Origin of the sequence: Pseudonocardia sp. UM4_GMWB1, assembly GCF_017312155.1 — a bacterium.
Lineage (GTDB): Bacteria > Actinomycetota > Actinomycetes > Mycobacteriales > Pseudonocardiaceae > Pseudonocardia > Pseudonocardia alni.
Genome location: NZ_QJPN01000001.1, coordinates 3,653,827 through 3,676,272, shown reverse-complemented (window position 1 = coordinate 3,676,272; position 22,446 = coordinate 3,653,827). Strand labels below are relative to the sequence as shown.

The 22,446-nt window shown below is 75.2% G+C and carries 21 protein-coding genes and 1 pseudogene; 10 read left to right on the top strand and 12 right to left on the bottom strand.

Annotation, left to right across the window (positions count from 1 at the left end; all coding sequences use genetic code 11):
- Positions 1–7: 7 nt before the first annotated feature.
- The 3 genes from DMP15_RS17525 (at position 8) to DMP15_RS17515 (ending at position 3,880) form a co-directional block, all read left to right on the top strand.
- Entirely contained in the window at positions 8–1,525 is a 1,518-nt protein-coding gene (locus DMP15_RS17525; protein ID WP_073575378.1) for a sugar ABC transporter ATP-binding protein, read from the top strand.
- Complete coding sequence (gene mmsB, locus DMP15_RS17520; RefSeq protein WP_073575104.1) at positions 1,522–2,772, top strand: multiple monosaccharide ABC transporter permease; 1,251 nt, start codon at positions 1,522–1,524, stop codon at positions 2,770–2,772. The genes DMP15_RS17525 and mmsB overlap by 4 nt, the downstream gene beginning before the upstream one ends.
- A 70-nt stretch (positions 2,773–2,842) precedes the next feature.
- Positions 2,843–3,880 carry a LacI family DNA-binding transcriptional regulator gene (locus DMP15_RS17515; RefSeq protein WP_253068320.1) on the top strand — a complete coding sequence of 346 codons (1,038 nt, stop codon included), beginning with the start codon at positions 2,843–2,845 and terminating at the stop codon, positions 3,878–3,880.
- A gap of 8 nt (positions 3,881–3,888) precedes the next feature.
- On the opposite strand, the gene DMP15_RS17510 is transcribed toward DMP15_RS17515, so the two are convergent.
- Together DMP15_RS17510 and DMP15_RS17505 are read right to left on the bottom strand one after the other, a co-directional pair.
- On the bottom strand, positions 3,889–4,884 hold the full coding sequence (locus DMP15_RS17510) for an LLM class flavin-dependent oxidoreductase (protein WP_073575103.1): 996 nt from the start codon (positions 4,882–4,884) through the stop codon (positions 3,889–3,891).
- A gap of 208 nt (positions 4,885–5,092) precedes the next feature.
- On the bottom strand, positions 5,093–5,584 hold the full coding sequence (locus DMP15_RS17505) for a MarR family winged helix-turn-helix transcriptional regulator (RefSeq protein ID WP_073575102.1): 492 nt from the start codon (positions 5,582–5,584) through the stop codon (positions 5,093–5,095).
- A gap of 71 nt (positions 5,585–5,655) precedes the next feature.
- Between DMP15_RS17505 and DMP15_RS17500 the strand changes: the two genes are divergently transcribed.
- On the top strand, positions 5,656–6,099 hold the full coding sequence (locus DMP15_RS17500; protein ID WP_073575101.1) for a Rid family hydrolase: 444 nt from the start codon (positions 5,656–5,658) through the stop codon (positions 6,097–6,099).
- Positions 6,100–6,107: 8 nt separating this feature from the next.
- Here the strand turns inward: DMP15_RS17500 and DMP15_RS17495 are convergent, their stop codons facing one another.
- Positions 6,108–6,590, bottom strand: a complete 483-nt coding sequence (locus DMP15_RS17495; RefSeq protein ID WP_179760026.1) for a CGNR zinc finger domain-containing protein — start codon at positions 6,588–6,590, stop codon at positions 6,108–6,110.
- Positions 6,591–6,686: 96 nt separating this feature from the next.
- Between DMP15_RS17495 and DMP15_RS17490 the strand changes: the two are divergent.
- A pseudogene (locus tag DMP15_RS17490) lies at positions 6,687–7,553 on the top strand (alpha/beta fold hydrolase).
- A 27-nt stretch (positions 7,554–7,580) separates the two neighbouring features.
- Here the strand turns inward: DMP15_RS17490 and DMP15_RS17485 are convergent.
- On the bottom strand, positions 7,581–8,216 hold the full coding sequence (locus tag DMP15_RS17485) for a TetR/AcrR family transcriptional regulator (protein WP_337826173.1): 636 nt from the start codon (positions 8,214–8,216) through the stop codon (positions 7,581–7,583).
- Between the two features lie 129 nt (positions 8,217–8,345).
- Between DMP15_RS17485 and DMP15_RS17480 the strand changes: the two genes are divergently transcribed.
- Positions 8,346–8,963 (top strand): hypothetical protein, encoded by a 618-nt coding sequence (locus tag DMP15_RS17480; RefSeq protein WP_253068325.1) that lies wholly within the window; start codon positions 8,346–8,348, stop codon positions 8,961–8,963.
- Between the two features lie 44 nt (positions 8,964–9,007).
- On the opposite strand, the gene DMP15_RS17475 is transcribed toward DMP15_RS17480, so the two are convergent.
- Positions 9,008–9,553: an aromatic-ring hydroxylase C-terminal domain-containing protein gene (locus DMP15_RS17475; protein ID WP_337826172.1), complete on the bottom strand. Its 546-nt coding sequence runs from the start codon at positions 9,551–9,553 to the stop codon at positions 9,008–9,010.
- A 47-nt stretch (positions 9,554–9,600) separates the two neighbouring features.
- Between DMP15_RS17475 and DMP15_RS17470 the strand changes: the two genes are divergently transcribed.
- Positions 9,601–11,520 carry a S9 family peptidase gene (locus tag DMP15_RS17470; RefSeq protein WP_337826171.1) on the top strand — a complete coding sequence of 640 codons (1,920 nt, stop codon included), beginning with the start codon at positions 9,601–9,603 and terminating at the stop codon, positions 11,518–11,520.
- A 91-nt stretch (positions 11,521–11,611) separates the two neighbouring features.
- Positions 11,612–11,968: a VOC family protein gene (locus DMP15_RS17465; protein ID WP_139282757.1), complete on the top strand. Its 357-nt coding sequence runs from the start codon at positions 11,612–11,614 to the stop codon at positions 11,966–11,968.
- 9 nt (positions 11,969–11,977) lie between these two features.
- Here the strand turns inward: DMP15_RS17465 and DMP15_RS17460 are convergent, their stop codons facing one another.
- The 3 genes from DMP15_RS17460 to DMP15_RS17450 all read right to left on the bottom strand — a co-directional run bounded on the left by DMP15_RS17460 (position 11,978) and on the right by DMP15_RS17450 (position 16,145).
- Positions 11,978–14,023: a DEAD/DEAH box helicase gene (locus DMP15_RS17460; protein WP_202416385.1), complete on the bottom strand. Its 2,046-nt coding sequence runs from the start codon at positions 14,021–14,023 to the stop codon at positions 11,978–11,980.
- Between the two features lie 395 nt (positions 14,024–14,418).
- On the bottom strand, positions 14,419–15,414 hold the full coding sequence (locus tag DMP15_RS17455; protein WP_073575095.1) for an amidohydrolase family protein: 996 nt from the start codon (positions 15,412–15,414) through the stop codon (positions 14,419–14,421).
- A gap of 71 nt (positions 15,415–15,485) precedes the next feature.
- Entirely contained in the window at positions 15,486–16,145 is a 660-nt protein-coding gene (locus DMP15_RS17450; protein WP_179760020.1) for an HAD family hydrolase, read from the bottom strand.
- A gap of 130 nt (positions 16,146–16,275) precedes the next feature.
- Here DMP15_RS17450 and DMP15_RS17445 point away from each other — a divergent pair, with 130 nt between their 5' ends.
- Positions 16,276–16,773, top strand: a complete 498-nt coding sequence (locus DMP15_RS17445) for a bifunctional nuclease domain-containing protein (protein ID WP_073575093.1) — start codon at positions 16,276–16,278, stop codon at positions 16,771–16,773.
- Between the two features lie 15 nt (positions 16,774–16,788).
- On the opposite strand, the gene DMP15_RS17440 is transcribed toward DMP15_RS17445, so the two are convergent.
- Genes DMP15_RS17440 through DMP15_RS17425 form a run of 4 tightly spaced genes read right to left on the bottom strand, consistent with a single transcriptional unit; the run spans position 16,789 to position 21,684 of the window.
- Complete coding sequence (locus tag DMP15_RS17440; RefSeq protein WP_139282756.1) at positions 16,789–17,646, bottom strand: glycosyltransferase family 2 protein; 858 nt, start codon at positions 17,644–17,646, stop codon at positions 16,789–16,791.
- Positions 17,643–18,920: a bifunctional PIG-L family deacetylase/class I SAM-dependent methyltransferase gene (locus DMP15_RS17435; protein WP_253069581.1), complete on the bottom strand. Its 1,278-nt coding sequence runs from the start codon at positions 18,918–18,920 to the stop codon at positions 17,643–17,645. The genes DMP15_RS17440 and DMP15_RS17435 overlap by 4 nt, the downstream gene beginning before the upstream one ends.
- An 8-nt stretch (positions 18,921–18,928) precedes the next feature.
- Positions 18,929–19,984, bottom strand: coding sequence for an acyl-CoA dehydrogenase (locus DMP15_RS17430; RefSeq protein ID WP_304580086.1), 1,056 nt, complete (start codon positions 19,982–19,984; stop codon positions 18,929–18,931).
- Between the two features lie 53 nt (positions 19,985–20,037).
- Entirely contained in the window at positions 20,038–21,684 is a 1,647-nt protein-coding gene (locus tag DMP15_RS17425) for a phytoene desaturase family protein (RefSeq protein ID WP_083658352.1), read from the bottom strand.
- 108 nt (positions 21,685–21,792) lie between these two features.
- Between DMP15_RS17425 and DMP15_RS17420 the strand changes: the two genes are divergently transcribed.
- Positions 21,793–22,410 carry a DUF4383 domain-containing protein gene (locus DMP15_RS17420; RefSeq protein WP_073575091.1) on the top strand — a complete coding sequence of 206 codons (618 nt, stop codon included), beginning with the start codon at positions 21,793–21,795 and terminating at the stop codon, positions 22,408–22,410.
- The last annotated feature ends 36 nt before the right edge of the window (positions 22,411–22,446 follow it).

The window sequence follows — 22,446 nt, the reverse complement described above, 5'->3', positions numbered from 1 at the left end:
CCTCGAGATGCGCGCCATCACCAAGACCTTCCCGGGGGTGACCGCGCTGTCGGAGGTCTCGCTCGCCGTGCGCCGCGGCGAGATCCACGCGATCTGCGGCGAGAACGGCGCCGGGAAGTCGACGCTGATGAAGGTGCTCTCCGGGGTGCATCCCGCAGGCACCTACGACGGCGAGGTCGTGCTGGACGGCCGGCCCGCCCGGTTCACCGGGATCCGCGACTCCGAGGCCGACGGCGTCGTGATCATCCACCAGGAGCTCGCGCTGGTGCCGCACCTGTCGATCGCCGAGAACGTGTTCCTGGGCAACGAGCGGCGCGGCCGGCTGGGACTGGTCGACTGGCGGCGCACGCACGCCGAGGCCGCCCGCCTGCTCCGCGAGGTGGGGCTCACCGAGAACCCCGCGACGCCGGTGGGCCGGCTCGGTGTCGGCAAGCAGCAGCTCGTCGAGATCGTCAAGGCGATGACCAAGGACGTCCGGCTGCTCATCCTCGACGAGCCGACCGCCGCGCTGAACGACACCGACTCCGCGCACCTGCTCGAGCTGATCAGGCGCTTCCGCGACGACGGCATCACCTCGATCATCATCTCGCACAAGCTCGACGAGATCGTCTCCACCGCCGACCGCACCACCGTCATCCGGGACGGCCGCACCGTCGAGACGTTCACCGTCGCCGACGAGCCCGCCCCGCGGAACCGGATCATCCGCGGGATGGTCGGCCGCGACCTGACCTCCTTCTACCCGGACCGGGTGAGCAGCCCGGGGGACGAGCTGCTGCGGATCACCGACTGGACGGTCTGGCACCCGACCCAGGACCGCAAGGTCGTCGACGCCGCGTCGCTGTCGGTGCGGGCCGGAGAGGTCGTCGGGATCGCCGGGCTGATGGGCGCGGGCCGCACCGAGCTCGCGATGAGCGTGTTCGGGCGGTCCTGGGGCCGCGAGGTCAGCGGCACCCTGGAGGTCGGGGGGCGCGAGGTCCGTGCCCGCTCGGTGCCCGAGGCGATCGAGGCCGGGCTGGCCTACGTCACCGAGGACCGCAAGCACTTCGGCCTGAACCTGATCGACGACATCCGGCGCAACGTGTCCGGTGCGGGACTGCACCGGCTCTCCCGCCGCGGCTGGGTCGACGGCGACGCCGAGCTGCGCGTCGCCGAGACCTACCGGCGCGACCTCGGGATCCGGGCCGCGAGCACGAGCGTCGGGGTGGGCACCCTGTCCGGCGGCAACCAGCAGAAGGTCGTGCTGGCCAAGTGGCTGTTCACCGAGCCCGACGTGCTGATCCTCGACGAACCGACCCGCGGGATCGACGTGGGTGCGCGCTACGAGATCTACGTGATCATCAACCGGCTCGTGGAGGCCGGGAAGGCGGTCCTGGTGATCTCCTCCGAGCTGCCCGAGCTCCTGGGGATCTGCGACCGCGTCTACACCCTGTCGGCCGGACGGATCACCGGTGAGGTGCCGGTCGCCGAGGCCACCCAGGAGGGCCTGATGACCCTCATGACCCAGGAGGCGGAGAGCTCCGCATGACCAGCACCCTCCCGAAGAAGGACCCCTCCTCCGACGAGCGTCCCGGCGCCGGCGCGGCCGCCCTGCACTCCGGCACGAGCAACCTGCGCCGGCTGCTCGCCGGCAACGTCCGCCAGAGCGGGATCGTGATCGCCTTCGTGGCGATCGTCGCGCTGTTCGCGGTGCTCACCGGAGGTGTCTCGCTGAGCCCGGGGAACATCACCAACATCGTCCTGCAGTACTCCTACATCCTGGTCCTCGCGATCGGGATGGTGATCGTCATCGTGGGTGGCCACATCGACCTCTCGGTGGGGTCGGTGGTCGCGCTGACCGGTGCGGTGGCCGCGGTCCTGGTGATCGGCGGCGGCCTGCCGTGGTGGGTCGGCGTCGTCGCGGCCGTCGGCGTCGGGGTGCTGGTCGGTGTCTGGCACGGGTTCTGGGTGGCCTACGTCGGCATCCCCGCCTTCATCGTCACCCTGGCCGGGATGCTGCTGTTCCGCGGCCTGACCCTGCAGGTACTGGGCAACATCTCCCTGTCGCCGTTCCCGGCGGGCTACCAGCAGATCGCGGGCGGCTTCCTCAACGGGCTCATCGGCGGCCAGGGCTACGACGCCTTCACCGTCCTGATCGGCGCACTCGGCGTGGCCGGGTACGCGGTGCTCGCCTACCGCAGCCGGGTCGCCAAGGTGCTCGACCTGCAACAGGTCGAGTCCTTCCCGCTGTTCGCCTGCCGGATCGCACTCGTCGGGCTGGTCGTCATGGCGTTCGCCTGGCAGCTCGCCTCCTCCCGCGGGCTGCCCGTGGTGCTGGTCGTCCTGTCGGTTCTGGTGCTCGCCTACGGGCTGCTCACCCGGCGCACCGTGTTCGGCCGGCACGTCTACGCCCTGGGCGGCAACGCGGCCGCGGCCCGGCTGTCGGGGGTGAAGGTCAAGGCCGTCACGTTCTGGATCTTCGTGAACATGGGCTTCCTGGCCGGGGTGGCCGGTGTCATCTACTCCGCACGCTCCAACGGCGCCCAGCCCGCGGCCGGGAACATGTTCGAGCTCGACGCGATCGCCGCCGCGTTCATCGGCGGTGCCGCGGTGACCGGCGGTGTCGGGACCGTGGTGGGCGCGCTGGTCGGCGGCCTGATCATGGCCGTGATGAGCAACGGGATGCAGCTCATGGGCGTCGACCAGTCCGTGCAGTCGGTCGTGAAGGGACTCGTGCTGCTGTTCGCCGTCGCGTTCGACGTCTGGAACAAGCGGCGCGCCCGTGGCGACGCCTGAGCGGGTGTGATCGCCCTCCGTAGAGGATGATCACGGACGGCTACGCTGCACCGATCGGAGGGGGAGGGGCGTGGGGATCGCGATGGAGCCGGGACCGAGGCCGCAGCGGGCACCGTCGATGTTCGACGTGGCCCGTCGTGCCGGTGTCTCGCACCAGACGGTCTCCCGCGTCCTGAACGCACACCCGAACGTCCGGGAGAGCACCCGGGTGCGGGTCCGGACCGCGATCGAGGAGCTCGGCTACCGGCCGAACCGTGCCGCCCGCACTCTGGTGACCGGCCGCGACCGGGTGCTCGGCGTCGTCGCGCCGCGGTCCACCCTGTTCGGCCCGGTGTCGCTGCTCGCCGCGTTCGAGGAACAGGCGGTCGGCGCCGGGTTCGGCGTGAGCGTCGTGCGGGTGCGCGAGATCGACGGCGGGTCGGTGCGCCAGGCCGTCCAGCGCCACCTCGACGGGCAGGTCGCGGGGATCGTCGTGATCGCGCCGGTGGCGTCGGTGGCCGAGGCGCTCGACACCGTGCCGCGTGACGTCCCGCTCGTCACCGTCGACGGCGATCCCGACCAGCAGCTGCCGATGGCCACGGTCGACCAGGTGGAGGGCGGCCGGATCGCGACCGAGCACCTGCTGGCCGCGGGGCACGCGACCGTCTGGCACGTCGCGGGCCCCACCGACTGGTTCGACGCGGCGGGCCGCGCGGCCGGCTGGGTCGCGGCACTGCACGCGGCCGGGGCCGAGGTGCCCCCGGTGATGGCCGCGGACTGGAGCGCGGACGCCGGGTACCGGGCGGGCGAGCTGATGGCCCGGATGCCCGAGGTGACCGCGGTGTTCGCCGCGAACGACGCGCTGGCCACCGGCCTGCTCCACGCCTTCCACGACCGCGGCCGGAGCATTCCCGGGGACGTCAGCGTCGTCGGGTTCGACGACGTGCCCGTCTCGGCGCACCTCATCCCGCCGCTGACCAGCCTGCGCGCGGACTTCGAGGCCGTCGCCCGCGAGGCGCTCGACCTGCTGCTGAACCACGAGGCCGGACCGGACGTGTCGCAGGCGGTGCACCGGAAGATCGCCCCGGTGCTGGTGTCCCGCGACAGCGTCGGCCCGCCGCCCCGCTGACGTCGTCGTCAGCTCGTGTTCTGGACCTTCGTCGCCAGCAGCTCCCAGCTGCGCCACCAGCTCTCCCGGCGCGGCGCCGGGCCGGTGACGATCAGCTCGTCGGCGTCGGCGTGGGCGGCGAAGTCCTCCAGGTACGCGGTGACGGTATCCGGTGTCCCGACCGCGGTGTAGCGGGTCATCGACCGGATCTGCCCGCCCGAGGCGCTGTCGAGGACGGCGTCGGCCTCGGCGTCGGTGAGCGAGGCCCCGCGACGGCCGGTGAACAGCCGGACCCGGGACCGCTGCACCTCACGCTGGATCTGCTGTGCCTCGTCGTCGGAGTCGGCGGCGATGACGTTCACCCCGGCCAGGACGTGCGGGGCGGACAGCTGCTCCGACGGCCGGAACTCCCGGCGGTAGAGCGCCACGGCCTGCTCCAGGGCGTCCGGCGCGAAGTGCGAGGCGAAGCCGTAGGGCAGTCCCAGCGCGGCTGCGACCTGGGCGCCGTAGAGGGAGGACCCCAGGATCGTCAGCGGGACCCCGGTGCCGCGGCCCGGGTGGGCCTCGACGCCCGGGACCAGGCTGGTGGTCCCGAGGAACGCCTGCAGCTCCTGTACGTCCTGCGGGAAGGTCTCCGACGCGCGCGGGTCCCGCCGCAGCGCCGCGACGGTCGCCTGGTCGGTGCCGGGCGCGCGGCCGAGCCCCAGCTCGATGCGGCCGGGGTGGAGTTCGGCGAGGGTGCCGAACTGCTCGGCGATCTGCAGCGGCGAGTGGTTCGGCAGCATCACGCCGCCGGAGCCGAGCGTGATGCGCTCGGTGTGCGCGGCGACGTGGGCGATGAGCACGCTCGTCGCCGCCGACGCGATCGAGCCCATGTTGTGGTGCTCGGCGTACCAGATCCGGCGGAACCCCCACTCCTCGGCGCGTTGCGCCAGCAGGGTGCTGGCCTCCAGGCCCTGGGCGACGGTCTCACCCCGGGCGACGGTGGCCAGGTCCAGGATCGACAACGGCAGCGGTAGCGGCATGACAGCACCTCACGATCGACATGGTGACCTCTCCGTCAACGAACCGGAGGCGCATCCTCTTCCGCTCCGCGGGATCCGGATCGGAAACGGGGTGAGTACGGGCCGCCGCTACGGTCGCGGCTCGGGGACGAGGGGACGCCGACGCCCGCCACGTGCTGGGCCGCCGGGTCCTCGGCGACGGCTGACCGCGCCGTCCCGTCGCGCCGGCTCAGGACGGCGGGAAGTCCTGCACCCCCAGCGCGACGGCGATCCGGCTCAGCGCCGCCCGGTCCGCCGCGTCGAGCCGGTCGAGGACGAGGGCACGCACCGCGCGCAGATGGGTCGGCGCCGCGGCGTGCACGACGTCGAACCCGGCGTCGGTGAGGGCGGCGAGGGTGTAGCGGCCGTCGTCGGGGTCGGGGGAGCGGTGCATCCAGCCGCGGCCCTCCAGTCGTTTGACCACGTTGGACAGCCGGGACAGCGAGCCGTTCGTCAGGAAGGCGAGCTCGCTCATCCGCAGGCTGCGCCCCGGAGCCTCGGACAGGTGGCTGAGCGTCAGGTACTCGAACAGCGTCAGGCCGTGCGCCTGCTGCAGCGGTGCCTCCAGCCGGCCGGGCAGCAGCATGATCAGCGAGACCAGGCCCGTCCACGCGGCCTTCTCCCCGCTGTCGAGCCACGTCGGCCCGTCACCGCCGGCCTCCGGTGTCGCCCGGTCCGTCATCGCCCGTCGCTCCCGTCCGTGGGTGTCGGAGCGTACTTTACAGGTGAAGCCATGACTTGTAGATTGAATTCATGAATGAAGTCATCGAGCGCGAGACCGCCACCTTCCACGTCACGCCGGGCTACGGTGTGACCGCCCGCGATCTGCTCGGATACAGCCAGGCGGTCCGGATCGGCAACCGGGTGGAGACTTCGGGCCAGGGTGGCTGGGACGACGACCTGGTCGTCGCCGAGGACCTGGAGCAGGAGATCGTGCGGGCGTTCGACAACGTCGGGCGCACGCTCGCCGAGGCGGGCGCGACCTGGGCCGACGTCGTGCACGTGAACTCGTACCACAAGGTCGCGGCCGGGGCCGACGCCATCGGCGACGAGCACAACCGGATCATGGTCCGGGAGTTCCGCAGCCGGCTCGGCGGGCGGGCCCCGGTCTGGACCCAGACCGGCGTCACCGTGCTCGGGCTCGCCGCCATGCGGGTCGAGATCCGGGTGACCGCCCTGGTGGAGGGGCCCGGCTGAGGAGCGCCTCAGCGGGTCCGTTCGTAGTGCCGGCGCGCCTTGGCGCGGTTCCCGCAGACCGCCATCGAGCACCACCGGGCGCGGTTCGCGCGGCTGCGGTCGAGCAGGAACAGCCGGCACGCGTCGTTCGCGCAGGGGCGCAGCCGGCCGGGCAGCTCCTCCTCGACGGCGGCCCAGGCCAGGACGGCCTCGACGGCGAGCCGGGCGTGCGGCGGGGAGACGGTCCGCCAGGTCAGCCGCCCGTCGGTGAACTCCGGCGTCCGGTGCACGCCGTCGAGGAGCGGGGCCAGCGCGACGCCCGGGTCGGCGCCGCCCCGGGCGACCCGGGTCAGGGCGTCCCGCGCGTCGCGCAGGACCGTCAGCTCCTCCGGGCCGCCGTCGCCGCCGTGCTCCCGCGCCCAGCGGCGCGCGGAGGCGGGGTCGCGGAGGACGTCGCGCTCCACACCGTCGACCAGGGGTCTGCTGTTGAGCAGGTCCAGCAGCAGGTCCACGTCGTCTCCTAACCGCATCGAGTCCTTTGACAGGTTACACGCGGGCGTGCTTCCGTGAGGAGGTCTAACCAGATCAATCGCGTGAAGGAGTTAGTCATGCCGCTCGTCCACCACCGGACCGCGACCGTCGACGGACACGAGATCTTCTACCGGGAGGCCGGCCCCGCCGACGCACCCACGATCGTCCTGCTGCACGGCTACCCGACCAGCTCGTCGATGTTCCGGCACCTGATCCCGCTGCTGGCCGGCGACCACCACGTGATCGCGCCGGACCACCTCGGCTTCGGGTACTCCGCGGCTCCGCCCGCGGCGGAGTTCGACTACACCTTCGACGCGCTCGCCGGCATCACCGACGGGCTGCTCGAGCTGCTGGGTGTCGACCGCTACGCCCTCTACGTCCAGGACTACGGCGCACCGATCGGCTGGCGGCTCGCGCTCGCCCACCCGGAGCGGATCACCGCGATCGTCACCCAGAACGGCAACGGCTACGAGGACGGCTTCGTCGAGTCGTTCTGGACCGACGTCTAGGCCTACGGCGACGCGCCCGGCCCGCGGACCGAGCCCGCCGTCCGCGCCGCCCTCGACCTCGACGCCATCCGGTGGCAGTACCTGCACGGCGTGCCCGACCCGGGAACGGTGGACCCGGACACCTGGCACCACGACCACGCGCTCGTCTCCCGGGAGGGCAACGACGCGGTCCAGCTCGCACTGTTCCGCGACTACCGCACCAACCGCCCGCTCTACCCGCGCCTGCACGGGTTCCTGCGCAGCAGCGGGGTCCCGGTGCTGGCGGTGTGGGGGCGCAACGACGAGATCTTCGGACCGGACGGGGCGCGGGCGTTCGCCCGCGACGCCCGGGACGTCGAGGTGCACCTGGTGGACGGCGGACACTTCCTGCTCGAGAGCCATCTCGACGTCGTCGCCGGCCACCTGCGGCGCTTCCTGGAGCGGGTCCCGGCGTGACGCACGTGCCCGAGGCGGGGCGTGTGATCAGGACCGGCCGTCGCCCCGGGTCCCGCCGCCCGGGTCGCCCAGGACGGCGTCCACGGCCAGGTACAGCGTCTCGGTCTCGGTCCGCAGGATCGGGTCCGCGGCGGGCAGTGCCCGTTCCATGCCGAGCCCGTCGACCACGGTCATGAGGAACCGTGCCCGCCGGGCGTTGTCGCCCGGGGCGAGCGCGCCCTCGTCGACCAGGGTCGTCAGCCAGTACTCGACCCGGCGCCGCACCTCGCGCTCGATGGCGAGGTAGGCCGTCCGGAGCTCCTCGGTCGGCTCGGGTGCGACGAAGGTGTCGATTGCGGTCCGCAGCGCCCGGCGCGCCTGCTCCCCGACCCCTGTGCGGTTCAGCACCTCTCGCAGGCAGGCTGCGAGCCTGTCCCGGGCCGGCACCGCGGTGTCGTGGATGGCGTCGTCGGGGGCGACGAGGTCGTAGACGCGGGTCAGGACCTCGTCCTGCAGCGCCCGCTGGGTCGGGAAGTGGTGGCGCAGCGAGCCGGTGCTGACCCCGGCCCGCGCGGCGACCGCGCGCACGCTCAGCCGGGTCCCCGGGTCCTGGCCGAACAGCTCCATCGCGGCCAGGAGCACCCGGTCCCGGCTGCCGAGCCTCCGACGCTGCGTCTCGTCCACCCCTGGCAGGCTACTAGTACACCGTGTTAGCGTGCCGCCGAACGGACCAATACAGTGTGTTGGTCAGGACGCGGGTTCGGGGGGGACCGGATGCTGACCGAGTGGCGACGACACCGCGCCGTCCGACGGGTGAGACCGGGCGACGGCAGCCCGCTGAAGCGTTTCCGCTGGTGGCAGCTGTTCCTGGGGCGTGCCCTGCTGCACCTGGACCTGACCGGCGCCGACGGGCGGCCGGTGCGGTACTCCGTCGACGTGCGCCACCAGGGCAGCGGGGAGACCGGGCAGGTCGTCGCGCAGGTGTATCGCGACGGGCGGCACCACGCGTCGTCGCGGGTACCGGCCGTCGTCCCGGTCGAGGGCGGCGCCATCGAGGTCGCGACGAGCGCGTTCGGGGTGAAGCGCTGCCGGTACGTCACCGCCGCCGGTGCGGTCCGGCAGCTCGTCCCGGACCCGCGCTCGGCGGAGGGCCGCCGGGCCCGCCTGGAGCGCGAGCACCCCTCGCTCAGCCGCGTGCTCGGCGTCGTCTCGGTGGTGGCGCTGGTCGTCGGCGTCGGGCTGAACCTGCTGCAGCTGCTGGAGCCGCTCAGCCGGATCCCGCCGGTCGCGGCGGCGGTCGGGGTGTTCGAGTCGCCGGTCCACCTGCCGATCTGGCTCAACATCGCGCTCGGTGTCGCGGCCGCCCTGGCCAGCACCGAACGCGCGCTGCGGCTGCGCTACCACTGGCTGCTCGACGGCGTCGGCAACTGAGCCGGGCGTGCCCCGGCGGTCCGCCCGCCGGGGCACGCACCCGGTCAGGCGGCCGGCCCCCCGAACCAGCGGCGGTCCGCCCGCCGCAGCGCCGCGGGATCGGGCCGGTCCCCGCCGACCCGGGCCACGGCGCCGTCGGGACGCAGGAGCACGGTGCCGGTGCCGAGGTCGTCGCGCAGCGGGCCGGTGACGCGGCGTATCCGGTCCGCCCAGCCGTGTGCCACGGCGCCCGGCGCGGGGTCGGCCCCGGGCCGAACAGCACACCCGAGCCGGTGGCCGTGAGCTGGCCGAGCCGGGTGCCGTCGGCGAGGCGGAACCCCGGCGCGACCCGGCCGAGCATCGGATGTGCGTCGCCGAGGTCGAGGCGCAGGCCCGCGCCGGAGGTCCGCAGGTAGACGTAGCCCGCGCCGTCGCGGGGTGGTGAGCAGGTCGCGCACCACCGACGGGAGGGCGCGGCCTGCGGGCCGGGCCGCATGAGCGCCACCTGGGCTCGGCTCGCGCCGGCGTGCCCGGGAGACCACCGCGCCCCGTGCCGGTGGGTGACCCGGGTCACGATCGCTGGAGTGTGCCGCGACGGCCGACGGTGCCATGGGGCCCAGGCACCGGGGACGGTCCCCGGCTCCGTGAGGAGACACCGATGACCCACGCACCGACGACCCGGACACCCACCCGCACCCGCATCACCCTCGAGGACTTCTTCGCCGACCCGGAGTTCGCCGGGCCGTCGCTGTCGCCGGACGGGACGCGCATCGCTTACCTGGCGTCGCACCACGGACGGCACAACCTCTGGGTCCGGGGTGTCGAGGAGACCCACGCCGACGCCTTCGTGGTCACCCACGACACCCGCCGCGGGATCTCCCGCTACCACTGGACCGGCGACCCGCGCTGGATGCTCTACGAGCAGGACACCGACGGCAACGAGGACTGGCACCTGTACCGGGTCGACCTCGACGCCCCCGGGGAGCCCGCCGTCGACCTCACGCCGATGGCGCCGGGCTCGAGGGTGTTCGGGGTCGAGCCGTCCCACGAGCGCCCCGGCACCGTGCTGGTCTGGATGAACCCCGACCCGATGTCGATCGACATGTTCCGGGTCGACCTCGCGACCGGCGAGACCACCCTGGAGCTGGCCCAGCCCGGGCTGCGCGAGACCTGGCTGACCGACCGCGAGGGCCGCCCGGCGTTCCACTCGGTCATGACCGAGGCCGGCGACTACGAGTTCTCCGCGGTCGACCCCGACGGCGGGCGACGGCTGCTGCACACCGTCGGCGGCCCGGAGCATCCGGTCGGTGTGTACCCGCAGATGGTCACCCCCGACGGCACGGGCCTGCTCCTGGGCCTCCACCAGGACTCCGACGACCTGCGGCTGGTCCGGATCGACCGGGAGACCGGCGAGCAGACCGTGGTGTCCGCCGTCGACGGGACGAGCCTGGACACGCTGGGGATGCTCGGCCCCGGCCTGCCGCAGACGCTGCTCACCGACAGCGCCACCGGCGAGGTCGTCGCCGCCCGGTACGTGGGGGGCCGGCCGCACCTGGAGATCCTCGACCCGGAGTTCGCGCCGGTGTTCGAGGCCCTGTCCGCGCTGTCCGACGGCGTACTGGAGTCGGTCTCCTCCGACGAGTCCGGGCGGCTCTGGATCGCCGGGTACACCCACGACCGCGAGCCGGGCGTGTACCGGCTCTACGACCATGCCACGGGGGAGAGCCGGGAGCTGTTCCGCGGTCACCCGCACCTCGACCCGGCCGACCTCGCACCGATGGACGCGGTGTCGTTCACCGCCCGCGACGGCCTCCCGCTGCACGGCTTCCTGACCCTGCCCGTCGGCACGACTCGGCAGGACACCGAGCGCCTGCCCCTGGTCCTGGTCGTGCACGGCGGGCCGTGGGCGCACGACGCCTGGGGCTACGACCCCGAGGTCCAGTTCCTGGCGAACCGCGGGTACGCCGTGCTGCAGGTCAACTTCCGGGGCTCCACCGGCTACGGCCGCCGCCACCTCACCGCCGCGATCGGTGAGCTCGCGGGCGCGATGCACGACGACCTGATCGACGCCTGCGACTGGGCCGTCGGGCAGGGCTGGGCCGACCCGGACCGGATCGGCATCTACGGCGGCTCCTACGGCGGGTACGCCGCGCTGGTCGGCGTGACCGCCACCCCGGACCGCTTCGCCGCCGCCGTCGACTACGTCGGCATCTCCGACCTGGCCAACTTCATGCGGACCCTGCCCGACTTCGTCCGGCCGTACCAGGTCAACGCCTGGTACCGCTACGCGGGCGACCCGGACGTGCCGGAGCAGGCGGCCGACCTCGCGGCCCGCTCGCCGATCACGATGGTCGACCGGATCCGCACGCCGCTGCTGGTCGCCCAGGGCGCCAACGACGCCCGGGTCGTGCAGGCCGAGTCGGACAACATCGTGGCCTCGCTGCGCGAGCGCGGGGTGCCGGTGGAGTACCTGCTGGCCACCGACGAGGGGCACGGCTTCGCCAACCCGGAGAACCGGATCCGGCTGTTCCGGGCGATGGAGCGCCACTTCGCCGAGCACCTCGGCGGCTCCGCCTGAGCCCGTCGTTTCGCCGCACCGCCCCGGGGTAGGCCTCCGGGGACAGGGTGTCGAGCGACACGTCGGTGCACGCCGGCGGAACGGAGTGGACGTGGCGAAGCAGGTGGCAGCGGTCTGGGTGCCGGTGACCGACATGAAGCGGGCGACCGCGTTCTACCGGGACGTCCTCGGCCTGGCCGTGACGATGGAGAGCGACGACTGGACCGAGCTCGATGCCGGCGGCCTCACCATCGGGCTCAACGGCCGGGAGACCGCGGAGACCGCCGACCACGGCGGTGCCGTGATCAGCTTCCACCCGGAGACGTCCATCGAGCAGGCCCTCGACGACCTGGAGCAGCGCGGCGGCCACGTCCAGGGCGCCATCAGCGAGCACTCCTGGGGCCGGATCTTCCCGTTCCGCGACACCGAGGGCAACGACCTGCAGTTCTACACGCCGCCGGCGAGCTGACCCGGCCGCTCACGCCGCCAGGTCGGCCTCCAGCGCCTCGGTGAGCAGCGCGACCAGGGCCTCGCGCTGTACGTCGGCCGACGACCCGGACACGTCGTCGGCGCCGTCGAGCGCCGCCGCCGCGAGGCCGGCCTTGGAGTCGATCAGGTCGGCGATCCGGGCGTCGATCGTCTGGGCGGCGAGGATCCGCCACGCGGTCACCGGTTCGGACTGTCCGATCCGGTGGCTGCGGTCGATCGCCTGGGTCTGCTCGGCCGCGGTCCAGGACAGCTCCGCGAGCACGATGTTCGAGGCGACCTGCAGGTTCAGCCCGACCCCCGCCGCGGTCAGCGAGCACACCGCCACCGCGACGCCCGGGTCGTTCACGAACGCGTCGATGTTGCGCTGGCGCACCGACGGCGTCTGGTCGCCGCGGATCGAGGAGTACCGCACGCCCTGCTTGGCGAAGGTCTGCTCGGCGGCGTCCATGACGTCGACGTGCTTGGCGAAGAACACGACCTTGCCCGCGCTGCGCGCGATCTGCACCGCGTAGTCCGCCGCCAGCCCGGCCTTGGCCCGGCCGAGGCGGCGCATCATCGTGAACACGTTGTCCCCGGAGCCCGCCTCCGCGGCGTCCTTCTGCTCCCAGCCCGCGACGTCGCGGACCAGGCCGTGGTCGATGCCCTCGACCGTCGGGCCGGACCGGCGGGCGGCGAGCGCGGCGGTGTAACGGGCGACCATCCGCCGGGCCAGCGCCTTCTCGGCGGCCCGGATGGACCGGCCGGTCGGGCCGTCGATCTCGACGGGCAGGTCGGCGATGCGCCGGGCGGGGATGTCCGCGGCGACGTCGATCTTGCGACGGCGCACGATGCCCATGTCGACGACGCACTGGCGGGCGGCGCGCTCGAACAGCCCGTCGGCCGGGGTCATGCCGGTCGCGGTCAGCGCGTCGAGCAGCTGGGCGCGCGGCTTGGTCGCGTCGATCCAGCCGAGGAACTGCCAGATGGCCAGGAAGTCCTCGACGTCGTTGATCAGCGGGGTGCCGGTCAGCGCCATCAGCAGCGGCCGCGGGATGAACGACCGGATCTTCTCGGCGATCTCCAGGACGTGCTTGGACCGCTGCGAGGTGCGGTTCTTGATGAAGTGCGCCTCGTCGACGACCATCCCGCGGAACCCGAAGTCGCCCAGCCAGCCGATGTGCCGGTCGAGCACCTCGTAGTTGACGACGACGATGTCGGCGAAGCCGTCGACGGAGTCGCCGTTGCCCTGGATCGCGGTCGCGGCCCGGCGCGGCGCCCACAGCGCGGCCTCGCGCACCCAGTTGGTCTTCACCACGTTCGGCACGACGACCAGCAGCGGATAGGCGTTCGCGGCCTCCGCCGCGCGCAGTGCCTGCGCGGTCTTGCCCAGGCCGGGCTCGTCGGCGAGCAGGAAGGTGCGGTGCCCGTTCTCCGCGGCGGCGACGAGCTCCGCCTGGTGCGGCATCAGCTCCCGCCCGCCGGGGACGGGACTGGTCGAGGGTTCGGGCAGCTCCATGCAGGCCGGCGCACCCGCCCCGGCGCGCTCGAAGGAGCGCAGCAGCGGGCCGAGCAGCTCCCAGCCGGTCAGCGGCGTCGGGCGCGGGCCGCTCGGCGGCGCGGCGGAGAAGTCGGGGGCGAGGAACGGGTTGGCCATCTGCCGGGCCACCACGGACTGCGGCACGACCTGCGGCTTCGCCGGGACGAGCGGGACCTCGACGGGCTCCGGTTCCGGCTCGGGCTCGTCGACCTCGATCCCGGCCGACCGCAGCATCTCCCGCTTGAGCGCGCGTGCCGAGTCGGAGACGACGGCGTCGTCGGCGAGCAGCGCCAGCAGGCCCGCGTCGCGGACCGCGTCCATCGCCAGTGCCTTCGCGATCTCGTCGAGACGCTGCAGGGTCTCGGCCCGCTTCGCGTCGTCGTGGCGGTCGCGGACGCGGGCCCGTTCGTCGCGCAGCAGCAGCGCCACCGTCTGGAACTTGGTGCGGGTGGCCGGGGTGACCCGGCCGGTCCGCAGGGCGGTCCGCACCTCGCGTGCGGCCCCGGTCAGCACCGACATCACGTCGTTGCCGCGCGTGCGGCGACGTCGCTGGGGGGTGCTCTGGCGAGCCCCGGTCCGGGGCCTGCCTCCTCGCGCCACGTACTGCTCCTGTCGACGTCCTGCGGCGCCGGTCCGTGGCCGCGTCCCGTGGGGGCCGCGGCCGGACGTGCTCGACATGACGAAGGGCCGGATGGCCCCTCCGCACCACGAACCGGCCGGTGGGGGATCGCAGTCACGGAGGTCGGCGGTCCGGCTGCGGGAAGCGCCACAGGCCGTCGACGGTGTCCGGGACCCGCCGTACGACCCGGCCGTGGAACACCCGGGACGGTCGGCAGATCTGATCCGGGTCCCACCCTACCCCGCGCGGGCCCGTACGGCGCGTGACACACCGGTGGCGGACGACACCACCGCCGCTACCGGTCCGGGCCGACCGGTCCCTCGATGCGGAACAGCCGTCGCGCGTTGCCCTCGGTGAACAGGTCGCGGTCAGCGGCGGCGAACCCGTCGAGGAACCCCGCGACCTCCGCCCGTGACGGGTGCTGGAAGGGGTGGTCGGTGGAGAACAGCAGCCGGTCGGGCGTCGTCACCGCCAGCGCGTGCCGCAGGTGCGCGGGGTCGAGCATCCCCGAGCAGGTGAGCACGATGTTCTCGCGCACGTACTCGGGTACCGAGCGCTCCAGCCCGGCGACCCGGGCGACGCCGTTCGCGCGGTCGGCCCAGTAGGGCAGCAGCTCGCCCCAGTGTCCGAGTACGACGGTCAGGCCGGGGTACCGGTCGAAGGTGCCGCGGGCGATCAGGCGCAGCACCGCGACGGCGGCCTCCACGTGCCAGCCCCACCCGAACGTCGCGAGCGCCAGGTCGGTGGTGTCGCCGAACCCGGAGTAGGACGCGTCGCGCACGGCGGGCGGCGGGACCTGCGGGTGCACGAACACCGGCAGCGCGCGTGCCGCGGCGACGGCGAACAGGTCGTCGAGGCGGGGGTCGTCGAGCAGGATGTCGCCGCTGCGGCCGTAGACCATCGCCCCGACCAGGCCCCGGTCGGCGGCGCGTTCCAGCTCGGCCGCGACCGCCGACGGGTGCGCGGTGGGCAGGGTCGCCATCGCACGCAGGCGCCGCGGGTGGTCGGCGACGGCCGCGGCGGCGGTGTCGTTGAGCTCGCGGGACAGCGCGACCGCGTCCGCCGGGTCCAGCGGTCCGGTCGACGGCGGGGCGACCGAGAGCACCTGCAGGTCGACGCCCTGGGCGTCCATCGCGGCGAGCCGGCCCGCGCCGAGGTCGTGCAGCTGCGCGAGGTGGTCGCCGATGTCGTTGAGGGCCGTGCTCGGGTCCCGACGGTGCGCCGGCAGGGCGGCCAGCGCCGCGTCCAGCGCGGGGGAGGTCCAGTGCTCCTCGACGGCGATGATCGACATGCGATGCTCCCGTCCTGCCCGTCGCGGGACGCGACCACGGCCCGCACCGATGCTGCCGGCCCGGTCCCGGGTCAGCCGCGCAGGATCCGCGGGATCGCCTGCCGCACCGCGGCGAGGTCGGTGAGGACCTCGACGGCGCCTGCCGCGGTCAGCTCGTCGACACCCGCTCCGCCGGTGCGCACCGCGTAGGCGGGGTGCCCGGCGGCAGCGGCGGCGCGCACGTCCCACTCGGAGTCGCCCAGGACGAACGCGGTCGACCCGGCGACCCGGCGCACCGCCGCCCTGACCAGATCCGGGTCGGGCTTGGTGCGGCGCGCGTCGGACCGGGTGAGGCAGGCGTCGGCGAGGGTGCGTCCGTCGAACAGGTCCAGGTAGGCCTCGACGTGCTCGGGATCGCCCGAGCTGGCCAGCACCACCTTCATCCCGAACCCGTCGCGCAGGTCGACGAGCAGTTCCGCCGCCTCGGGCAGGGCGACGACCTCGCCGAGCAGCGGGTCGAACTCCTCCTTCCAGGCGGCGCGGGCGTCGTCGCCGTGGGTGTCCTCGAACCCCTGACCGGCGACGGCGGGGACCAGCTGGTCCCCGCCCATCCCGACCGCACGGTGCAGCCGCCACAGCGGCACCGTGACGTCGAACCGGCGCAGGGCGCGGGACCAGGCGATGGTGTGGTGGTAGTTGGTGTCGACGAGCGTGCCGTCGACGTCGATCACCGCGGTGTCGGGGGTCGTCATCCGCGCGGGGTACCCACGCGCCCGGCGTCCACGCGGCGCCGGCCGGTGAGGTCGGACTCCGCGCGCCGCGCGGGTGTGGTCCGGCGCCCGGCGGGTACCCCGTGCGACACCGAGGACGGGATGTGCGCAGATGCCGCAGGTACGGGTGAAGGCCGTCGGCACCGACGCGGCCACGACCGACCGGGTCGTCCTGCTGGAGGAGACGTCCGGGTCGGGGCGGATCGTCGTCGTCGCGGTGGGGGAGGCCGAGGCGCTGGCCGCGGCGGCCGCGCTGGAGGGGGTGCAGAGCGCCCGCCCCGGTACCCACCGCCTGATCGGCGCCGTGCTGCGCGCCGCGGGCCGCCGCCTGGTCCGGGTCCGCGTGCACACCCTGCGCGACGCGGTGTTCCACGCCGAGCTCGACCTCGACGACGGCACCCGCGTCGACTCGCGCACCAGCGACGCGGTGGTGCTGGCGCTGCTGCTCGGCGCCGACATCGTCGTCGCCGACGCGGTGCTGACCGTGGCTGGGGTCGACCCGTCGACGGTCGTGGTCGAGGGGCTGGGCAGCGGCTCCGGCCAGCTGGAGGCGTTCCGCCGGTTCCTCGACACCGCCACGCCCGACGACTTCGACGAGCCGCCGCGCTGACCCCGGCGGCCACGCTCAGGCGACCGGCCTCCCCGCCCCACCCGCGCCGACACCCGGCCCGGCCTGACCCGGCCCGGCCTGCGGGAGGGCCGCCGCACCGGCGTCGCGCAGCAGGTCGGCGAGCCCGCCACGGGCCCGGCCGCGGGTGCGGGCGCTGGTCCGCACCGTCGCGGGCGCACCCGCGACGACCCGGTAGCCGCCGGCCCGCAGCCGGGCGACGAGCCCGTGGTCCTCGCCGCAGGCCAGCGGCGGGAACCCGCCCACCGCGGCCCACGCATCGGCGCGCACACCCAGGTTCGCGCCGTACACCGGGTGCTCGGGCGGCGCGGGCTCCCCGGGCGGGCGCGGCAGCCCGGGCACGTCGAGCACCACCCCACCGGCGACGGCGTCGGCGCCGGCCGCGGCCAGCGCCAGGTGTGCGGCGACCCAGCCGGGGGCCACGGTGCCGTCGGCGTCGGTGCCGAGAAGCCAGGTCGTCGCCGGGGCGGCGCCGTCGGCGGCCAGCAGCGCGGCCAGGGTGACGGCGGCGAGTTCGCGGACTGCGCCGATCGTGACCGGCCCGGCGACCTCGTGCGGCCGCGGCGCGGACCGGCAGCCGGGCAGCGGGGCCACCCCGGCGGTGGGCTCGAGCACCGTCACCCGCACCCGGTCCGCGGCCGGGTGCGTCGCGGCGGCGGCCCGGGCGAGCGCGGCGGTGGCGTCGGAGCAGCGGTCGGCGACCACGCACAGCGCCCGCGCGGTGAGCCCGGGCGCGTGGTCGAGGGCGGTCAGCACGGACCGGACGCAGGCGGTGATGGTGCCCTCCTCGTCGTGGGCGGGGACGAGCACGCCCGCGGCGGACGGTGCGGCACCCGGCCGCATGGTCCGGCTCACCGGCGCCGGACCACGTGCAGGAGGAACTGCTCGTCGGTGTGCTCGACGAGGGTGTCGAAGCGGTCGTCGGCCACCACCCGCGCGTGCACGGTGGCGGCGTCGGCGGGCGCCTCGGCGGGCCACTGCCGCCAGTGCACCAGCACCAGGTCGCCGCCCGGCACCAGCGCGCCCGCGATGCGGTCGAGCACGGCGCCCACCCGCGCGGCGGGCAGGTAGTAGAGGAACTCGGCGAGGACCACGAGGTCGACGCCGCCGGGGACCGCCCGGTCGTCGTCGACGTCGGCCGCCACGACCTCGACGCCCGGAATCCCGCCGAGGGCGCCGGTGGTGGCGGCGACGGCCTCGTCGACCACGTCGGAGGCCACCACCCGGTCGCAGCGCGCCGCCAGGTCACGGGTCAGCTCGCCGAGCCCGCAGGCCGGCTCGGCGGCCAGCGCGTAGCGCTCCCGCGGTAGGCAGGCCAGCAGCACGTCGCGCTTGCGCCGCTCGTAGAACGACGTGCGCACGGCCCAGGGGTCGGCGTTGTCGCGGTAGAGCCCGGCGAACAGCTCCGGCGGCGCCCCCGAGGGCGGCGGCTCCCGGAAGTAGACCTCGTGACCGCCGTGGAAGTGGGCGAGCGTCGCCGGGGACAGCACCGCGCGGGTCCCGCCGCGTGGCACCGCGGACTGCGACGCGTGTGCGGCGATCGCGCGGCGCTTGGCGTCCCGGTCGTCGGCGGACAGCGTCAGCCGGTGGGCGTGGTCCCACGGCACGCCGGGATCGGTCGGCGCGATCCGGGTGCGGGCCCAGATCGGGAACCCGAAACCGTGCGCGGTCACCGGGGCCGCCGCCGGGCAGGCCCGGCCGACCGCGGCGTGGTCGGGGTGCGGGTCGCCGCGCCACGGGCTCGCCCACGCGTCGGCATCGGCGAGCAGCCCGGTCAGGGGGCCGACGAGCTGGTCCTCGCGCAGCGCCGAGTCGGGCAGCCCGAGCCGGTGCACCGTCGCGGGCACGCCCAGCTCGGCCAGCGCCGCGTCGAGTTCGGCGCGGCGGGTGCGGGCCAGCCCGGCCCGGTCGATCGACCCGACCTCGGGCAGGGCGGCCTCCCCGTCGCTGGCCAGGACGACCTCGACGGTGCCGCCTGCGGCGACGACCCCGCGCATGAGCCCGGCCGCGCCGAGGGTCTCGTCGTCGGGGTGGGCGCACACCACGACCAGGCGGCCGAACGACGACGGGTCGAGCCCGCGCCGGGCGAGGGTCACGGCCGCGTCCTCCCAGACGTCCGGGGACTGCACGGGCTCCATCAGGTCGCCGGGGTGACCAGGGCGCGCCCGAGGGCGGCGAGGTCGCGTCCGCCGTGGTGCTGGCGCAGGTAGATCTGCAGGTCCGCGAGGCGTGCGGTGAGCAGCGGCGACCCGGCCAGCACGGCGACCCCGGCGATCTCCGGGGCGGCGTCGAGCACGGTCCGGCACGCCCGCTCGACCGTGGCCCGCACGGTGGCCACCGCGTCGTGGTGGGCGGTGGCGGGGTCGGCGTCGATCCGGGCGGCGGTGACGGCGAGCAGGGCGTCCGCGGCGGCGACGGCGGCGTGCACCGCCCCGAGCGCGGCCAGCCGGTGCGGGTCCGGGTCGGCGGTCCGCAGCGGCGCCGCGACGTGGTCGACGATCGCGGCGGCCGCGCCCAGCCACACCGCGGCGACCCCGGCGCCGCCGTGGGCGAACCCGGGGCGGTCGGTGTAGGCGTCCGGTCCGCCGACCACGGCCTCGGCCGGCACGGGCACCTCGTGCAGGACGACGTCGTGGGTGTCGCTGGCGGCCATCCCGGCGGCCCGCCAGGCCGTCACCCGTTCCACCTGCGGGGCGCGCAGGTCCAGGTCCACGAGCCGGGTGCCGTCCCCGGCCCCGGCGACGACGAGTGCCCGGTCGAGCAGGTGGGTGCCCGAGCAGAACCGCACGGTGCCCGACAGGCGCAGCCCGTCGTGGCCGCCGTCGAGCCGGGCCCCGCCGCCGGACCGCGACGCCCACACCCCGTAGCCGGCGCCCGGGACGGGGGAGCGGTGGTGGTCGGCGAGGATCGCGACGGCGTCGGCGTGCCCCTCGGCCAGCCGCGCGACCGGCAGGTCGCGTCGTGCGATCCGGGCCAGCCGCGCCCACCGGGTCGCGGTCGCCCCGGAACCGGGCAGCGGGAGGTCGAGCTCACCGGCGGCGACGGCGGCAGCGAGCGTGGCCCCGGCCCCGCCCGGGAACGGCTCGGCGGGGCCTGCGGGTGCGGGCACCGGGTCCAGGACGCCGGTGGCGGGCCCGGATCGGCCACCCCGGTGGTCGGCGCCGGGGACGTCGGGTCGGTGGTCGAGGCTCACGGACTGCCGTATGTCCGGTCCCGGCGGGTCCAAACCCGACCGCCGGGTGGGGCTCAGCCGTACAGCCGCCGGTGGGCGAACCGCACCGCGCCGCGGTAGAGCACCCCGGTCGCCCCGGACGCGGCCAGCGCGGCCCGCGCCGCGTTGGCGCCGGGCCCGCCGTGCACCGCGCCGCCCGGGTGCGCCGACGCCCCGGCCAGGAACAGCCCCGGCACCGGGGTGTCGGCGCGCCCCAGGCCCGGCACCGGGCGGAACACCAGCTGCTGGTGCACCGCGGAGGTGCCCGCGGTGATCGCCCCGTCGACGAGGTTGCCGTCGCGGCCCTGCAGGTCCGCGGGCCCGGCGACGGCGCGGGCCAGCACCCTCGACCCGAACCCGGGCGCGTGGTCCTCGACGACCTGCTGCATCCGGTCGGCCCAGCGCAGCACCTCGTCGCGGCCCCATCCCAGGCCGCGCGGCACGTGGGTGTAGGCCCAGGCGGACTCGGTGCCGGGCGGGGAGCGGGTCGGGTCGGCCGTGGTCATCTGCCCGAACAGCAGGAACGGGTCGCCGGGCAGCCGGCCGGCGGTCAGGTCGGCGGAGTAGCGGCGCAGGCCGTCGACGTCGGCGCCGAGGTGCACGGTGCCCGCCGACCGGGCACCCGGCGCGGTCCACGGCACCGGTCCGTCGAGCGCCCAGTCCAGCTTGACGGTGGAGAAGTCCCAGTCGAACCGGGCGAGGTCGGCGACGAAGCGGGCCGGCAGGTGCTCCTCCCCGACGAGGTCGCGGTAGAGGCGGGGCGCGTCGACATCGGCGAGCACCGCCCGGCGGGCGAGGACCCGCTGGCCGGCCGCGTCCACGACGCCGGAGGCCCGGCCGGACGGTCCGACCAGGACGGTCCGGATCGGCCGTCCGCAGTCGATCCGCCCGCCGCGGGCCGTCAGGCGGGCGACGAGCGCACCGGTCAGGGCCCCGGCCCCGCCCGCCGGGACCGGGAAGCCGACACGCTGGCCGAGCATCGCCAGCAGCCAGCCGTAGGCGGCGCCCGCCGCGGAGTCCGGCCCGAGGTCGGTGTGCAGGGCGTTGCCCGCCAGCAGCAGCGGGGCGGCCCGGCCCCCGAAGTGCTCCTGGGCCATCCGCGCCACCGGTTGCACCAGCATCCGGGCCAGCCGCAGGGCGTCGCCGGTGCCGAGCGTGCGCAGGAGCCGCGATGCCGGCCGGACCGGTGGGAACGGGCGCAGTGCGGCGGCGACGACGTCGTCGCCGATCCGGTCCCACTGCGCGACCAGCGCGCGCCAGGCGTCGCCGTCGCCGGGGTGGTCGTCGTCGAGCGCGGCGGCGGTGTCGTCGAGGCGGCGGTGCAGCACCGCGCACCGGCCGTCGGGGGTGGGGTGGGCGAGGACGGTGGGGGCGTGGCGCCACTGCAGCCCGTGCGCGCCGAGGTCGAGCTCGCGCAGCACCGGTGAGGCGGCGCCGAGCGGGTGGAACGCGCTGGCCAGGTCGCTGACGAAGCCCGGCGCGGTGATCTCCGCCGAGCGGACGGCGCCGCCCGGCGCCTCGGCGGCCTCGCAGACCAGGACGTCCCAGCCGGCGTCGGCGAGCAGGTTCGCCGCGACGAGGCCGTTGTGCCCGGCCCCGACCACGACGGCGTCGACCCGTTCGGTCACCCGGTTCCCCCTCCCGTGCCGGCGGCCCGCGCGGGGCGCCGTGCACCGTGCCATCCGGGCCCGCGGAGGTCATGCCCGTCACGATCGGCATCCGCTGCCGATGGGCGGGTAGCCGCGCCGTCATGCCGGGCCGACCGGTGCCGCACGACCCGGAGGACGAGTATGCCCACCCAGTCCCAGCACCACTCCCACGGCCACGCGGTGTTCCCCTGGCCGCAGCTGCTGGTGGTCCTCGCGGCGTTCCTGCTCCTGCTCTACGGGCTCCTCGGGTTCCGCTACAGCGGCCTTCCCGGGCTGCCCGCGGCGAGCGGGGAGCTGCTGGGCATCGGGGTGGACCCGCTGCGCGACCTGGTGCACCTCGTCCTCGGCGTGGCGGGACTGCCGTGCGCCACGCGGCTGCCCTGGGCGCGGGGCTTCGGGGTGGTGCTCATGCTCCTGGGCGCCGCCGAGGTCCTGCTCGGACTCCTGACCGGCGTGTTCCGGCTGGTCCCGGCCGGGCCGTTCGCCACCAACGCCGGTTCGGTGCTGGTGGGGGTCCTGCTGCTGGTGCTGGGCGCGGTCGCCGTGTTCGGACGCGCGTTCAGCGACGCCCCGTACGCGGGTCTCCAGCGCGGGGTGGAGGCCGCGGGCCGCCGGGTGACGGGGCTGCGCGACCGCAGCGTGCACGCGGGCACCGACGACGTGGGCACCGAGGACAGGGGCCCGGCGGCGTGGAGCGACGAGCCGGCCGGTGACGGCGACCGGTCCGGCGGGCACGGCGCCGCCCGCGGGCCGCGGTGAGGCGGACGGGGGGCGGGCGCGCGGTGCCGCGGCCGC

Coding starts and splice junctions, on each gene's coding strand:
- DMP15_RS17525 (WP_073575378.1), top strand. CDS start 8: ATGCGCGCCATCACCAAGACCTTCCCGGGGGTGACCGCGCTGTCGGAG.
- mmsB (WP_073575104.1), top strand. CDS start 1,522: ATGACCAGCACCCTCCCGAAGAAGGACCCCTCCTCCGACGAGCGTCCC.
- DMP15_RS17510 (WP_073575103.1), bottom strand. CDS start 4,884: ATGCCGCTACCGCTGCCGTTGTCGATCCTGGACCTGGCCACCGTCGCC.
- DMP15_RS17505 (WP_073575102.1), bottom strand. CDS start 5,584: ATGACGGACCGGGCGACACCGGAGGCCGGCGGTGACGGGCCGACGTGG.
- DMP15_RS17500 (WP_073575101.1), top strand. CDS start 5,656: ATGAATGAAGTCATCGAGCGCGAGACCGCCACCTTCCACGTCACGCCG.
- DMP15_RS17475 (WP_337826172.1), bottom strand. CDS start 9,553: ATGGCACCGTCGGCCGTCGCGGCACACTCCAGCGATCGTGACCCGGGT.
- DMP15_RS17470 (WP_337826171.1), top strand. CDS start 9,601: ATGACCCACGCACCGACGACCCGGACACCCACCCGCACCCGCATCACC.
- DMP15_RS17460 (WP_202416385.1), bottom strand. CDS start 14,023: ATGTCGGTGCTGACCGGGGCCGCACGCGAGGTGCGGACCGCCCTGCGG.
- DMP15_RS17455 (WP_073575095.1), bottom strand. CDS start 15,414: ATGTCGATCATCGCCGTCGAGGAGCACTGGACCTCCCCCGCGCTGGAC.
- DMP15_RS17450 (WP_179760020.1), bottom strand. CDS start 16,145: ATGACGACCCCCGACACCGCGGTGATCGACGTCGACGGCACGCTCGTC.
- DMP15_RS17445 (WP_073575093.1), top strand. CDS start 16,276: ATGCCGCAGGTACGGGTGAAGGCCGTCGGCACCGACGCGGCCACGACC.
- DMP15_RS17425 (WP_083658352.1), bottom strand. CDS start 21,684: ATGGCACGGTGCACGGCGCCCCGCGCGGGCCGCCGGCACGGGAGGGGG.
- DMP15_RS17420 (WP_073575091.1), top strand. CDS start 21,793: ATGCCCACCCAGTCCCAGCACCACTCCCACGGCCACGCGGTGTTCCCC.